A 13575-nucleotide genomic window follows, 5' to 3' on the forward strand; every position below is an offset into this window, starting at 1 on the left:
ACCGGTCGGCCCGGGCGGCGTCGCTAAGCGATCATGATGAGGGTGACCGCCGCGACGGGGCCGGCGAAGCAACCCGAACATGAGGTGCCATGACCCTCGCCGCAACGAGCCTTTCCGACCCGGTCATCGAGATCGGCCTGCCAGTGGCGAGTCTGGCCTGCTGGGCGGTGGTCTACGGGATCACCCGGCTGGCCAGCCGCCCCGCCGCGGTGACTCCGGCTACCGCCGCCGCGGGACTGCCCGGCCAGGAGCCCCCGGCCGTGGTCGGCCTTCTGGCCAACCGGTGGCGGCACACGGTGGACGCCGCCGAGTCCACCCTCCTCGACCTCGCCGCGCGCCGTTATCTCCAGCTACGCCAGGCCGACCAGGATCCCCGCAACACCACGGTGCACCTGACCGACCGCGCCCCCGACGACCTCAATCCGTACGAGCGGCAGGTCTACGACCGGGTGGCCGAGCGCGCGGTCGACGGGGTGGTCCCGCTGACCGCGCTGAGCTTCTCCGACGCCAACCGATTCGCCGCCTGGTCCAAGCGGCTGCGCCGAGCGGTCGTGGCCGACGCCCAACGGCTCGGGCTGTCCCGCCGGCGGTTCTCCCGCCCGCTGGTCATCCTGCAGAGCGTGCTCGGCCTGATCGCCGCCGGCGGGGTCGCGGCCGGTTCCTGGCACTACGTGAACCGGTCCGGCGGGGACAGGTTCGGCGCGGTCGCCGCCTTCCTCGTCCCCGCCATGGTGCTCGTCGCCCTCGCGCGTCGGGACCTGGGGGAGCGGGACACCCCCGCAGGCCGTGCCGCCGCCGCCCGTTGGCTGGGGTTGCGCGCCTGGCTCGTCGGGCATGAGGCCTTCGGCGACCTGCCGCCCGCCGCCGTCGCGGTGTGGGACCGCTACCTGGCGTACGGCTCCGCGCTCGGCCTCACCCGGACGGCGTCACCGCTGATCAATTTCGGCATGGCCGACCGCCGGCGGCTCTGGTCGTCGTACGGAGGCAGTTGGCGACAGGTCAACGTCAGCTATCCGGGCGGGCTCCCCCGGTACGGGCAGGCGCTGGGTTGGGTGTTCTTCTGGGCGCTGCTCGCCGGTGCCCTGGGCTGGACGTTCGTCGGCGTGGTGGGCGGCTCGTTCCTCGCCTCGGTGGGACCGTCGTCGGCCGGGTGGGCGCGGCTGACCGACCTCGGGCCGGTCACACTCGGCATCGTCCTGGTGGGCTTCGCGCTGCTCGGCCTCGCCGGGTACCTAGCCCTCCGGGCAGTTCTCGACCTGGCCACCCCGGCCACGGTCACCGGCGAGGTGCTCTGGCACGAGGTGTGGCAGCGGCAGGCGTCGGACGACGGGCCCGGCAGGATCATCAACCACTACCTCGTCATCGACGACGGCCATGCCGACCAGCTGCGCGCCTGGGTCCTCCCGCGCCAGATCGCGGGCGAATGCCGGCTCGGTGACGTGGTGACCGCACACGTCCGACCGTGGACCCGGCGGGTGATCGGAGTGACCGTCCAGCGGGCCGCGCCGGAGCCTGCCAACGCGTACGCCGATGACGACCCGCCGCTCGGCACCGCCCTGCCCGCCACCGCGACCCACGCCGCCGTTGCGCCGGAGCGCCTGCTCAGCGCGGCGGAGGTGGGTGCCGCGACCGGGCGTCGGGTGTCGCTGGTGCCACCGACCGGACACAGCAGCCAGGCGCGAGGCATCGTGTCGTTCGCCGAGGGCGGCCGGTCGATCATCCTCGTGCTGCAGGTCACTCGGGGAATGATGGCCCGGTTCAACCTGGCCCTCGGCCGGAGTACGGGTGTGCCGCTGCCCGGTGTCGGTGACGAGGCGTACACCGGACCGGACCGGGCGGTCGCCCGCCGCGGGGATCTCGTGCTGCTGGTGGCCCGCGGACCTGGCGTCGGCGGGATCGAGGCCGCCCAGCTCGGCGCGCTGCTCGCCACCGCCCTGTCCCGGCTGCCGAGCGAGCCCGCGCCGCAGCACGGCGGAGCGGGCTGACGAGGCCTCTCCGGCCGTGCTGCCAGCCCGCGTGCGTGGGCTTCCCCGGCCGGCCCGGTACCCTCGGATGGTGTCTGCCACCTCTCCTTCTCCCTCTGACCACGCCGAGGGCCGTCGCGTCGCCCTGCTCACCCTGGGCTGTGCCCGCAACGAGGTCGACTCGGAGGAGCTCGCCGCCCGGCTGCACGCCGACGGCTGGCAGGTGACCACCGACGGCGAAGGCGCCGACGTCGTGGTCGTCAACACCTGCGGCTTCGTGGAGAAGGCCAAGCAGGACTCCATCCAGACCCTGCTCGCCGCCGCCGGCACGGGTGCCAAGGTGGTCGCCGCGGGCTGCATGGCCGAGCGGTACGGCCGGGAGCTGGCCGACAGCCTGCCCGAGGCGCAGGCGGTGCTGAGCTTCGACGACTACCCGGACATCGCCGCCCGGCTGAACGCGGTCGTCGCCGGCGAGCAGGTCACCGCGCACACCCCGCGCGACCGGCGTGAGCTGCTGCCGCTGACCCCGGTGAAGCGGCGTGACGCCGGTGTGTCGCTGCCCGGGCACGGCACGGTGTCCCGCACCGTCGTTGACACCGACGAGCACACCCCGGCACACCTGCGTCAGGTGCTGCGCCGCCGGCTCGACAACGGCCCGGTCGCCTCGCTGAAGCTGGCCAGCGGCTGCGACCGCCGCTGCGCGTTCTGCGCCATCCCCGCGTTCCGTGGGGCGTTCGTCTCGCGTACCCCGGACGAGCTGCTCGCCGAGGCGGAGTGGCTGGCCAAGACCGGCGTACGGGAGCTGGTGCTGGTCAGTGAGAACTCCACCTCGTACGGCAAGGACCTGGGCGACCCGCGCGCGTTGGAGAAGCTGCTGCCGCAGCTCGCCGCGGTGACGGGCATCGTCCGTGTGCGGGCGAGCTACCTCCAGCCGGCCGAGACCCGCCCCGGGCTGATCGAGGCGATTGCCAGCACCCCGGGCGTGGCCCCGTACTTCGACCTGTCGTTCCAGCACTCCAGCGAACCGGTGCTGCGCCGGATGCGGCGTTTCGGCTCCACCGACCGGTTCCTGGAGCTGCTGGCCAGCGCCCGCGCGTTGGCCCCGGACGCGGGCGCCCGGAGCAACTTCATCGTCGGTTTCCCCGGCGAGACCCGCGCCGACGTCGACGAGCTGGTCCGGTTCCTGACCGAGGCCCGGCTCGACGCGATCGGCATGTTCGACTACAGCGACGAAGACGGCACCGAGGCCGCCGGCCTGCCCGGCAAGGTCTCCGCCGCGACGATCAAGCGGCGCTACGACCGGCTGAGCGCGCTCGCCGACGAGCTGTGCTCGCAGCGGGCCGAGGACCGGCTCGGCTCGACCGTCGAGGTGCTTGTCGACTCGATCGCCGACGGCGTGGTGGAGGGCCGGGCGGCGCACCAGGCGCCGGAGGTGGACGGCTCCACCACCCTGGTCGCGCCGGCCGAGGGCGGGGTCGACCTCGCCGCGCTGCGCCCGGGTGATCTGGTACGCGCAACGGTGACGGGCACCGAAGGGGTGGACCTGCTCGCTGTGCCGGATGAGATGATCTCGGCAGCGCCCGGCGCGGCACGGTGACGGTGGGCCCGAGCGGAGCGGGGGAGCCCAGTGGTGCGGTGCCGGGAACGCCACGGCTGCCCGAGCGGAGTGCGGCGGTGACCGGGGCGGCGGAGTCGACCCCCGCCCGGGTGGTTGCCGTGGTGCCCGTCGTGAACGCGGCCAACGCGCTGACCGCCCTGCGGCTCGTGCTGGTGCCGGTCTTCGCAGCCTCGGTGATCATGTCAGGGATGACCCACTCGGGCTGGCGGATGGCGGCTTGCCTGATCTTCGCGGTGGCCTCGGCGACCGACCTGGTGGACGGCTGGATCGCCCGCCGGTTCGGGCTGGTCACCTCGGTCGGCAAGGTGGCCGACCCGATTGCCGACAAAGCGCTCACGGGTGCGGCCCTGGTGCTGCTCTCCTGGTACGACCAACTGCCCTGGTGGGTGACCGCGCTGATCCTCGTCCGCGAGCTGGGCATCACCGGGTTGCGGTTCTGGGTGCTCCGGCACGGCGTGATCGCCGCCAGCCGAGGCGGCAAGGTCAAGACTGCGCTGCAGATCCTCGCCATCGCCTGGTACCTCTGGCCGATGCCGGCCGCCCTCGCCGCCGTCGGCCCATGGATCATGGCCGCCGCCGTCCTGGTGACGGTAGCCACCGGCTTCGACTACATAGCCCAAGCCCTCCGCCTCCGCCGCCCCCACTAACCCCACCCCACCCCACCCCACCCCCACCCCCGGAGCCCCCGGTTGATCATGAAGTTATTGCCATTCTGGGCGGCGTGTCGGGCCGATAACTTCATGATCAACGTGGTCGGGCCGGGAAGGTTGGGGGTCGGTGGGTGGGGAAGGACAGGTTGATGCAGCGGGAGGCGGGTTTCGGACGGCCGGCGGATGGTGCGGCGGACGATGGCGCGGCAGGCAGCGCGGCGGCGGGTGTGGTGCACCGGCTGTCGCAGCGGCACGAGACCCTGGCCACGGCCGAATCGCTCACCGGCGGGCTGCTGGCCGCATCGATCGTGGACATCGCCGGGGTCAGCGGGATCTACCGCGGCGGCCTCGTGGTCTACGCCACCGAGTTGAAGGGCACCCTGGCCGGCGTACCCACCGAACTGCTGTCCGAGCGGGGACCGGTGGACCCGGAGGTGGCGGCGGCGCTCGCCGAGGGTGGCCGCCAGCGCTGCGGCGCGGACTGGGGCGTCGCCACCACCGGTGTCGCCGGCCCCGAGCCGCAGGACGGCAAGCCCGTCGGCCTGGTCTACGTCGCGGTCGCCGGCCCGAACGGCGGTGAGGTCCGCCAGCTCGCCCTGAGCGGCGGGCGAGAGCACGTCCGCGCGGCGGCGGTGGTCGAGGCGCTGCGGCTGCTCGCCGAGCGGATCCACGCCGCCGACGCCGCACAAGCCTCCGCTGCCGACGACGCCGTCAGCCCGGAGGCCGCCATCCCGGAAACCACCCCCGAAGCCGGCTCCCAGACCACACCCGGGGCCACTCGGGGCGGGGTGGGAACCGCCCGCGCCGGCCGCCGGTGAGGCCGTCCCGGCGAACCGACGGGCGGGGCGGGATGTCGGCCGGGCCCGCAACGGGTACGGTTGCGGGAAGGCTCCGACGTTTCGGGGTCGGCGCGGTGTACCGCGGCCGGCTGCCCAGCGCCGGGCGCGAGGTATCCCTCAGGGGGAGGTGCGATGATCCTGCTACGCCGGGTGATCGGTGACGCACTGCGGGCGCGCCGGCAGGGGCAGCAGCGCACGCTGCGTGAAGTGTCCACCGCTGCCAACGTCAGCCTCGGCTACCTCTCCGAGATCGAGCGGGGGCACAAGGAGCCGTCCAGCGAGCTGCTCGCCGCGATCTGTGACGCCCTCGGCGCCCGTCTGTCCGAGCTTCTGCGTGAGGTGAGCGACACCGTGGCACTCGCCGAGCAGATGCCCGAGGTGCTCGTCTCGATGCAGGACGAGCCGGCCGATGCCGCGGCTGTGCCGAAGAGCACCAGCCGGGGTGTCCGTCAGGTCACCTCCGATGGCAAGGTCGCCGTCTCGGTCCGCCAGGACTCTCCGCTCAAGGCCACGCTGCGCAGCTCCCGCGTCCGACCGACCGAGCGCGACCGGGACGTGGTCTGCGCCGCCTGAGGCCCGGCCTCTGGTTGACCCTGGGTGGGCTGGCCCCGGCCGCGTAGGGTGGCCCGCAAGAGCTGCCGGTGCCCTCGACCGCCCGGTACGGATGCCTCGTTGGCGTTCGACTGGGACGATGGAGACCGGCCGGTGGTGGTCGGGTCGGTCCATCCGGCCCGGCCGTGGTGGAGCGACGCTACTGAGGGGATACCGCGGAGATGGCGAACCCGTTCGTCAAGGGCTGGAACTACCTGATGGCGCTCTTCGGTGCGAAGATCGACGAGCACGCCGACCCCAAGGTGCAGATCCAGCAGGCCATCGAGGATGCCCAGCGGCAGCACCAGGCGCTGGTCCAGCAGGCTGCCGCGGTGATCGGCAACCAGCGTCAGCTGGAGATGAAGCTGTCCCGGCAGATGTCCGAGGTCGAGCGGTTGCAGGGCAACGCCCGGCAGGCCCTGGTCCTGTCCGACCAGGCCCGGGCCAAGGGTGACGAGGCCGAGGCAGCGCGGTTCGAGCAGTCGGCGCAGACCCTGGCCACCCAGTTGGTCTCCGCCGAGCAGGCCACCGAAGACCTCAAGACCCTGCACGACCAGGCGCTGGGTGCCGCCGCCCAGGCCCGCCGTGCGGTCGAGAACAACTCGATGATCCTCCAGCAGAAGCTCGCCGAGCGCACCAAGCTGCTCAGCCAGCTGGAGCAGGCCAAGATGCAGGAGACGGTGGCCCGCTCGCTGGAGTCGATGTCGTCGCTGACCGCGCCGGGCACCACCCCGTCACTGGACGAGGTGCGGGACCGCATCGAACGGCGGTACGCCAACGCGATGGGCCGCGCCGAGCTGGCCGGCAACTCCGTCGAGGGCCGGATGTTGGAGATCCAGAAGGCGACGATCGACTCGGCCGGCTCGGCCCGGCTGGAACAGATCCGGTCCAGCATGGCTGGGGAGCAGCTCGGCGGCGCGTCGCAGCGACCGGCCGTGCCGCAGGCCGAGAAGGCCGCCCCGGCCAACGACCCGACGGCCGCAGCTCGGCTGGACGAACTGCGCGCCAGCATGGCTCGCGAGCGGGGCACCGGCGACCCGACCGCCGCCGGCTGAACGACCGGACCGAGGAGGTCAGGGTGGCAGACGAGCGGACGCGGTACTTCCGGAGGCTGGGTCGGCTTCGCCGGTCCGCCCGATCGTGGAGCGTGCTGGCCGGTGGGCTTGCCGGCGCGGCGGCGGTGCTGACCCCGTACGCCGGGCTCGGTCTGCCCGATGCGGCCTGGGCCGGCGCCGCGGGCAGCGCGGTGGCACTCGCGGCCTGGCGTTGGATCGACGTGCGCGCCCTCGCCGCCCAACCGGCGCCCCCCGCGCTCGACCCGGCCGAGGCCGCGGCCCGGTCGCGGGCCCGGTTGATCGCCGCCGTCGAGCGCCTGCCGATCGGTCCGGGTGTGCTGGCCGAGGTCCGCCGGGTCCGCTCCCGGATCGCGCTGCGCGGCACCAGCGCGGGTGAGCAGTGGGCCCGACTGGACCGGGCGGCACTCACCCTGGCCGGGATGGCCCCCCGGCTCACCGGGCTGGCCGAGCCGGCGGTGTTGGAGGCTGCCGCCGCCGACCGTTCGCTGCGCGACCTGGCCGCACGGGTGGCCAGCGTCGAACGTGCGTTGCGGCTGGCCCCGGTCGACGCCCGGCCGCCGCTGGCCGAGGCACACGCCATGCTGAACGCCCAACTGGAGGGCGGGGTCACGGCCTACGAACGGCTGGTGGTCGCCGCCGCCGGCTATCTGGCCGAGGACGCCCGACCGGAGACCGCCCACCCGGCCGCCGACCGGCTCACCGAGGCAACCGATCTGCTGCACGGGGTTGCCGGGGCCCTGGCCGAGCTGCGCGCCGCCGGCACCCCGCTGCGCGCGCCCACCCGCTGACCCGCACGCCCGCCGAACGACGCGGCCGCGGCCGGTCACGGCGGCGTCGTGACCAGGACCGGGCCGGTGTACGGCGAGCTGCCCACGACGTTGAACGAGCGGATCCGGTAGTGGTAGGTCACCCCTCGGGCCAGTCCCGTGTTGGTGAAGCCGCGACCGGTCACCGTGAAGGTGGCCGCCTCCTGGTCGAACGCCGGGTCCAGCGCCCGCTGCACGATGAACCCGGACCCCGGGCCGGCAGGTGTGCTCGCCGCCCAGGCGAGGATCACCGTCGCGGTGTCCGGCCCCGGTGCGGTGGCGGTGACGTTCACCCCGCTCGGGGTGTCCGGCGCGGGTGGAGAGGTCACCGGGGCGACCGTGGACCAGGCCGAGGCGGCGCCCAGGTAGGTGGTCCGTACGCGGTAGTAGTACGTGGTGTCCGGCGCGATCGTGACGTCCAGGTGGTTGTCGCCGGCGCCGATCGCAGTGGTGCCCGGGCCGCTGGTGAACGTCGGGTTGGTGGCCCGCTGCACGTCGATTCCGGTGGCGAACGAGCGGTTCGTCCAGCGCAGCGCCACTCGCAGTGGCGCCGCGGGCGCGAGTGTGGCGACCAGGCCGCTCGGCGCGGCCAGGTGCACCGAGGCGGGCACGCTGTTCGACCAGGACGAGTAGCTGACCGCGTTCTCCGCCCGGATCCGGTAGTGGTAGGTCACCCCGGGGGTGACGGACGCGTCCGTGTATCGGGTGGCGGCAGCCGCGACGGTGATCGTGGTGACCTCGCTGAAGGTCGCGTCGGTGGCCCGTTGCAGCAGGTGGCTGGTGGCGGGTGGTCGGCCGCCGTTGCTGGTCCAGGCCAGCGCGATCGCGGGTAGCGCGGTGGCCGAGCCGGGCACCGGCGTGGCGGTCAGCCCGGTGGGTGCCTTCGGCGCCACTCGCAGCACCAGCGGCCGGGTCATCCCGCCGTCGCGGTGCCCGGCGAGTTGGCTGTGCCAGCGATACTCCCAGCCCAGGTTGACCAGTTGGTTGACCACGGTGGCGGGCCGCCCGTCCGCCGGGCTGATCGGGGTCGACCCGGTCCGGGACCCGGCCGGGCGGCCGGGGTCGAGCAGCCGGACGCTCTCGCCCAACTTGAACGGCAGCACCGGGGCGACCGGGCGCAGCGCCACGATCACATCCTCCCGGGGGTTGACCCGGACGATCTGCTTCCAGCCCAACTCCGTGCCGTGTGGGAGCCGGAGCGTGCCGTCCCAGCCGACCCGGTTGACCACCTGCACGTCGCAGCCGCCGAAATGCAGCGGCTCGGTCTGCCGGACGTTGCCGCTGATCCGCCAGAGCTGGGTGCCGTCGGTCGGAGCGCCCACCGGCACGGCGAGGTCGGTGGCGAAGACGACCTCGGTGACCGGGTCGGTCGGACCGAGCGGCAGGGTCGTCGGGTTGAGCGGCCCGGCTTGCGGGTGTCCGACGCCGAGCCGGCCGGCCAGCCGGCCGTGGTCGGGCTCGAAGACCTGCTGTGCGGCCTTGACCGCGATCGGCAGGGTCACCGGGCCGGCGCCGGCCGTCGGCGTGAACGTCACCGAGGTGGCGTGCACCGGCACCGTCGTCTGCGACGCGGTCCGGGTGCCGAACGCCGGGTCGTACGCCGGCTGCGGCACGATCGGCGGGCGTTGGCTGGCGGCGTACGCCAGGGGCAGCCTTTCGCGCAGCCGGTCCAGGTCGTACGGCGGCGCCGGCGCCCCGGTAACCCGGAACTGGAGCAGGGTGCGGGTGTTCGGGCCGTACCCCGGTTCGGTGGTCGGCGGGCCGCCCTCGGCGGTCCGGTCCGGCGCGTCGGTGTGCTGGTCGTTGCGTGGGTCGAAGCCGGGCAGCGGAGCCGGGGCGTCGTTGTAGAGGATCAGCGTGCTGCCCGGCGGCACGGCGGAGAAGTCGACAAGTACGTCGGCCCGTTCACCCGGGGCGAGCAGCAGGGTGTGCCCGTCGACGTTCAGCACCGTCGGGTCGAGCCGGTCGTAGCGGTAGCCGATCGGTCGGCTCGGCAGCACCACCGGGGCGGGCAGCAGCCCGGCCTCGTTTCCGATCTGGATGAACTCCGGTCCGGCGGCGCGCGGGTCGGGCACACCGCCGTCGCGTCCGTCGGTCGGCCACCCCGTGGGCCGGTCCGCCGCCCGCACGGCGGGCACCATCGGCACCTCACCGGCGTCGGCGTCGGCGAGTGCCCCGTCGGCCGACCACATGGCGGCGTCGGAGCAGGCGCGGTAGAGCTGCAGGTTGAGGCTGCGGTCCAGGCAGGCGTTGAGGATCCGGAAGCGGTACGTGCGCGGCCGGACCTCCAGGTACGGGTAGGCGACGCCGTTGACGAGCGGGGTGTCGCCGTACGCCTCGGGGACCGCGGACGGGTGCGGCACGTCAGGGCTCAACGGCGGCTCGTCCGGCGCGCCCACCGGGTCGTGGTGTGGGTTCGGGACCCAGCCGTCGGTGTGGGCGCCGTGCAGGGCCGTGTTGCGCGACCAGGGGCCGTAGTCCCACCGGCCGGTGGGGTTGCGTCCGCCGGACCGGTACGGGTTCTGCCGTGGCTGGTAGACGTGTGGGTGCCAGAGGCTTCCCCGGGCGCCCCAGCGTTCCCGGTCCCAGGTCGGGTCCTCGGCGGCGAGTTGGGCGTCGTCCGGCACGAACGTCTTGTCCTCGATCACCAGCGGTAGCTGGTCGGCCGGCAGCACCGTGTCGGCGACGAGCTGGTCCTCGGCCGGGTCGGTGAGCAGGTAGAGCGCGAGCTGTCCACCGTAGACGGTGAGCCGGGCCAGCCCGAGGGTGTTGTCGTGGAACCACAGCAGCCGGCCGCTCTGCTCGTTCGGGTAGTACAGCGTGGTGGCCCCGGCGCCCGGCGCCGGCATGTCCGGCACGTGGGTCACCCCCACCCCGGTCGGGTACGGGGTGATCTCCCCGGATGGAGTTATCCACTGCCCCGGGTTGCCGGCGCTGGTCCAGCCGGTCTGCGCCCCGGACAGGTGCAGCACCGCACGGTTCTGCGGGAACGGCGCCGGCCCGTCCAGCGGACCGAGGCCGGCGCCCTCGATCGTGTCGTCGACCGGCAGGAACAGCTCACCGGCCCGACCGGTCGGGAGTTGGTTGATGAACTTCACCCGGACCGGTCGGCCCCGGCGAGCGAGGATCATCGGACCGAGGTGCCAGGGCCGCTCCGGGGGCGCGACGGTGTTGTGTCCCGCCTTGTCGGTGCCCAGGTTGAGCTGCCGGTAGCCGCGCAGCCGGGTGGCTGGCAGGTCCCGGTGCAGCCGTTGCGCGTACTCCTGCACGCCGATCTCGTAGTAGTCGCAGCCCGGATAGCTGATCGTGTCCGGCGTTGCCACCGGCAGGTGGCCGCCGAGGTCGGTGCGGCCCTGCTGGCCCGGTGTGGGCAACGGGTCGACGAACTTGCGCAGCCCGGTCCCGGGCACCACCAGCCCGGAGCCGTCGCGCGTTGGGCGAGGGCTGTGTGCGAAGTTCGGCACGGGGCCGAAGCAGCGGGGCACCACGGCCGGGTCCAGGCTCGGCGCCGGGGCGCTCTCCTCGGCGGTACGCGCGGCCGGCACGGACGCCGTCCGGCCGTTGGCGCGGCCGTTGGTGACGCGGGTGGTCCGCGCGAAGAAGGTGGAGCGGAGTCTGCGGAACATCGCCATGACTCTCCCCGGGCCGGGGCGCGAGGCCCGCCACCCCGGCGTGGTGGACCTCGGCGCTCTGCTGACGATCGGTGAGCACTCAACCGCAGCATGCGACTCCGGCGGCCAGATAGGAATTACCCAATCGTCCGTATCTGGGATGGCCTCGGCGCGACGGGCGCCCTGGTCAGCCGGTTATCGGCGGGCCCGGGTGCTCGGGCTGGCAGACCGGGCACCAGTAGGTGACCCGCTCGCCCAGCTCCTCCTTGCGGATCGCGGTGCCGCAGCGGCGGCAGGGCTGGGCGCGGCGGCCGTACACGTAGCTGGTCTGCCCCCGGTGCAGCGAGCCGGTGCTGCTCTGTGTCCACCGACCACGGTTGGCGGCGAGCAGCCGCTGCGCCAGGGCGACCAGGCCGGGCAGGTCGGGCACCGCGCCGACCGGCGTCCACGGCGACACGCCGCGCAGGAACAGCACCTCGCACTTGTAGAGGTTGCCCACCCCGGCAAGGTTGCGTTGGTCGAGCAGCGCCTCGCCGATGGTCTGCTCCGGGTGGTCGGCGAGTCGGCGGACCGCCTCGGCCGGGTCCCAGTCCGGGCCGAGCAGATCGGGGCCGAGGTGCCCGACCTGCTCGTTCTCCTCCGCGGTCGGCGCCAGGGTCATCTCGTGCAGGTGATAGCCGACGGCGACTGCGCCGGGGCTGCGCAGCACCACCCGGATCAGGTGCGCGGGCCGGCCCGTCCAGCGTTCCCCCGGGGCGTACGCCCGCCAGGCGCCGTCCATCCTCAGGTGCGAGTGCAGGGTCCAGTGCGTCTTGTCCGGGGCGCTGAGGCGCAGCAGCAGGTGCTTGCCCCGGCTGGCCGACTCACGGACGGTCCAGCCGGTGAGATCCGTGGTCGCGAGCTGCGGCACCCGGAAGTCACTGCTGGTGATCCGCGCGCCGGCCAGCGCGCGGTGCAGCACACGCGCGGTGTTCCAGACGGTGTCGCCTTCGGGCACCCCGCCATCCTCCCTCTTTCGAGCGGGATTCGCATGTGTCGCTATTTGTACACAGGTTCCTCATGATCTCCCGACATGCGAAGGTCAGGGGGTTCTGAGGAGAATATCCATGACACGACCTCGTTGTCGTTTCCCATCCGTCGCCCTCGTCGGCGCTCTCTCCCTGGCACTCACCGCGGCGCTCCTGCCCACCGTGGGCGACGTCTCGGCCAACGCCGCCGCTGGCGGCCCGATCACCCTCGGCGCAGTCGGCGGTCCGATCACCCTCGCCGCCGCCCCGGGCGCCGAACGGTGGAACATCGACCTGTCCGTCGTCGACCGCGACGACGTCAACGTCCGGCGCACCGCCAGCGGGCTTCGACTGCGGGCGTCCCGTCCCGCCGGGCGCAGCGCGCACAGCCCACACAGCGCGGTCGCCGAGGGGATGCTCCTGAGCGCATCCCGCACCCTCGCCCGGCCGGCCACCCGCGTCCGTGCCCAGATCACCGCCTCGGTCCCCGCGGGCACCACCGTGGAGGCGCAGGTTCGCGGGTGGCGGGCCGCCGGCTGGACGGAGTGGCGGGCCGCCACCACCGGCGCGGTCTTCGACCGACCGGTCACCCGGGTGCAGACCCGGGTGGTGCTGACCGCGCCCAGGGGCGGCGCCACCGCGACGGTACGCGGCGTGCAGCTCACCGCAGACGCGGCCGCCGCCGTCTCCGCCGCCACGCCCGGTCGCACCTACCGGGTGTACGCCACCCGCATCGGGTTGGTCGGCGAACTGACCGCCAACGGTCGAACCGTCCAACCCCGGGACCACTTCGTGGCGCTGCCGTCGCGGCGCGGCCTGTCCCCACTCAACACCGGCGACTACACCGTGCGGGTCTGCACGACCAGCGGCTCCCGCTGCGAGTACGCCCCGGTCTGGGACGTCGGGCCGTGGAACACCCGCGACGACTACTGGAACCTCTCCTCGGTCCGGGAGAACTGGAAGGACCTGCCGCAGGGCCGGCCCGAGGCGCAGGCCGCGTACCAGTCGGGCTACAACGGCGGGCGTGACCAGTTCGGGCGTACCGTGCTCAACCCGGCGGGCATCGACCTGGCCGACGGCACCTTCTGGGACGGCCTGCGGTTGACCACGAACGCCTGGGTGGACGTCGCCTACCTGTGGACCGGGGGCGGGCCGCGCGGCGTGGTCGGTGACGGACCGCTCAACATTCGCGCCGGGGCCAGCACGTCGTACGCGATCCGTGGTCTCGCCGCCCGGTTGGCCCACGTGCCGATCCAGTGCTACGTCATCGGCCAGTCGGTGGCCGGTCCCTACCGCACCACCACCCGCTGGAACCGCCTGGCCACCGGGCAGTACGTCAGCCACGCGTACATCTCAAGCGTGTACGGCGGCAGCGTGCCCGTCTGCTGAGCCACGCTCGCCCGACGGGCGCCG

The 13575-nt window shown here is 73.6% G+C and carries 10 protein-coding genes; 8 read left to right on the forward strand and 2 right to left on the reverse strand.

Going from position 1 to position 13575, the window contains the following annotated elements; genetic code table 11:
- Window positions 1-89 precede the first annotated feature (89 nt).
- The 7 genes from HNR20_RS21450 (at window position 90) to pspM (ending at window position 7526) form a co-directional block, all read left to right on the forward strand.
- Window positions 90-1985 carry a DUF2207 family protein gene (locus tag HNR20_RS21450; RefSeq protein WP_184182610.1) on the forward strand — a complete coding sequence of 632 codons (1896 nt, stop codon included), beginning with the start codon at window positions 90-92 and terminating at the stop codon, window positions 1983-1985.
- A gap of 67 nt (window positions 1986-2052) precedes the next feature.
- On the forward strand, window positions 2053-3561 hold the full coding sequence (gene rimO / locus HNR20_RS21455) for a 30S ribosomal protein S12 methylthiotransferase RimO (RefSeq protein WP_184182613.1): 1509 nt from the start codon (window positions 2053-2055) through the stop codon (window positions 3559-3561).
- Window positions 3562-3638: 77 nt separating this feature from the next.
- Window positions 3639-4229, forward strand: a complete 591-nt coding sequence (gene pgsA, locus HNR20_RS21460; protein ID WP_184182616.1) for a CDP-diacylglycerol--glycerol-3-phosphate 3-phosphatidyltransferase — start codon at window positions 3639-3641, stop codon at window positions 4227-4229.
- A 152-nt stretch (window positions 4230-4381) separates the two neighbouring features.
- The gene (locus tag HNR20_RS21465; protein WP_184182619.1) at window positions 4382-5050 is read left to right on the forward strand and encodes a CinA family protein; all 669 of its coding nucleotides are present in this window, start codon (window positions 4382-4384) and stop codon (window positions 5048-5050) included.
- Window positions 5051-5203: 153 nt separating this feature from the next.
- Window positions 5204-5644 (forward strand): helix-turn-helix domain-containing protein, encoded by a 441-nt coding sequence (locus tag HNR20_RS21470; RefSeq protein WP_184182622.1) that lies wholly within the window; start codon window positions 5204-5206, stop codon window positions 5642-5644.
- A gap of 200 nt (window positions 5645-5844) precedes the next feature.
- Window positions 5845-6717, forward strand: a complete 873-nt coding sequence (locus tag HNR20_RS21475; RefSeq protein ID WP_184182625.1) for a PspA/IM30 family protein — start codon at window positions 5845-5847, stop codon at window positions 6715-6717.
- 23 nt (window positions 6718-6740) lie between these two features.
- Window positions 6741-7526, forward strand: coding sequence for a phage shock envelope stress response protein PspM (gene pspM / locus HNR20_RS21480; protein ID WP_184182628.1), 786 nt, complete (start codon window positions 6741-6743; stop codon window positions 7524-7526).
- A gap of 35 nt (window positions 7527-7561) precedes the next feature.
- Here pspM and HNR20_RS21485 read toward each other — a convergent pair whose 3' ends face one another.
- Together HNR20_RS21485 and HNR20_RS21490 are read right to left on the reverse strand one after the other, a co-directional pair.
- The gene (locus tag HNR20_RS21485) at window positions 7562-11176 is read right to left on the reverse strand and encodes a hypothetical protein (protein WP_184182631.1); all 3615 of its coding nucleotides are present in this window, start codon (window positions 11174-11176) and stop codon (window positions 7562-7564) included.
- A gap of 166 nt (window positions 11177-11342) precedes the next feature.
- Window positions 11343-12152, reverse strand: a complete 810-nt coding sequence (locus tag HNR20_RS21490) for a DNA-formamidopyrimidine glycosylase family protein (protein ID WP_184182634.1) — start codon at window positions 12150-12152, stop codon at window positions 11343-11345.
- A gap of 109 nt (window positions 12153-12261) precedes the next feature.
- Between HNR20_RS21490 and HNR20_RS21495 the strand changes: the two genes are divergently transcribed.
- Window positions 12262-13551, forward strand: coding sequence for a DUF8814 domain-containing protein (locus HNR20_RS21495; RefSeq protein WP_184182637.1), 1290 nt, complete (start codon window positions 12262-12264; stop codon window positions 13549-13551).
- Window positions 13552-13575: the final 24 nt, after the last annotated feature.

It is taken from the genome of Micromonospora parathelypteridis (assembly GCF_014201145.1).
GTDB classification, from domain to species: domain Bacteria; phylum Actinomycetota; class Actinomycetes; order Mycobacteriales; family Micromonosporaceae; genus Micromonospora; species Micromonospora parathelypteridis.